Origin of the sequence: Flavobacterium sp. LB2P53, from assembly GCF_003970305.1 — a bacterium.
In the GTDB taxonomy this organism is placed as follows: Bacteria; Bacteroidota; Bacteroidia; order Flavobacteriales; family Flavobacteriaceae; genus Flavobacterium.
The window spans coordinates 1-1,019 of sequence record NZ_RYDG01000024.1 but is presented as its reverse complement, the minus strand read 5'-3'; the positions used below and the strand labels follow the sequence as shown (position 1 = coordinate 1,019).

General features: G+C 31.5%; 1 protein-coding gene. It reads left to right on the top strand.

The genetic code is table 11. The features are described from left to right. Positions 1-223 precede the first annotated feature (223 nt). Positions 224-682 carry a hypothetical protein gene (locus EKL95_RS14835; RefSeq protein WP_126457998.1) on the top strand — a complete coding sequence of 153 codons (459 nt, stop codon included), beginning with the start codon at positions 224-226 and terminating at the stop codon, positions 680-682. Positions 683-1,019 lie beyond the last annotated feature (337 nt).

Genomic DNA, 1,019 nt, shown 5'->3' with positions numbered 1-1,019 from the left:
CGAATTCGACCTTTAGTGCTTAAAAATCAAAAAGATGCAATATAAAATTCCTTAACTTAATGACATTGCGCTCGCGCGAGCTGGGAATTTAAGCTTAAACGGATTGAATGAAACAAGCGGTTTTAAAAAGATCTTCCTAACCCATCAGATGCTCTTAGGTTACACCAAAATTATATTGATGCTGGTAAAACTGAATTAGACCGCTAACTTAAAGTTTATTAATATGAAAAAATTAGCCTTTTTAATTATATTTTTTTGCTGTTCTCATAGTTATGCACAAGATATTGAGTATATCAAAAAACTTGATACTGTTTACGTAAAGTTTAAAAAATCTGTTAATCAGACGAAAGAGGGTTCGGCAGATTATCGTTTTTATACAATTACACTTGATAAAAGTCAAGACGAAGGTTCTTTATATTTTACTAAACCTGATTTTAAAGATAATTCAACAGAGACGGCCAAAAAATATTCGCCTAGATTCGAAAAGAAATCTTTTCTGAAGAAGCATAAAAACAATATTGTTGGAATAGATTTTTTTCAAAAATACGGTATAAAAAAAAGCAGATACGATGCTTTTTCTGTAAATAGTGTAATTTACATCATCGATTGTGATGAACGAAAAAAAGACAAAATTTCTTTGTATAGAGTTTCAATGTCGAGTTCTTATCGTATGGGAGAATAAGTATTAAAGCAGTTTTAGAGTATTTCTAAAGCTGCCTTTTTTATAAATTATGCTTGACCGCTCGGATATATAAAAAAACATAAGTGTAATTCCCTTTCAAATCTTATAAAAAAACCCACGCTGCCGGGAGTTTCCCCGCTGCTGGAGCGAGCGTCCCGATCTTGATGCCTGCTGTAGATTAATATAATTTTGGTTTGTGGTAGTGTTTTAAAATTAAAGTATGTGACAATATAGATTGTGTTCACGAGCGGGACGCTCGCGCACAATGTCATTAAGTTAAGGTTTTATTGTTTTGATTTACAGCTATTTATTGTATTTAAAATTAGGTTTTTTATAG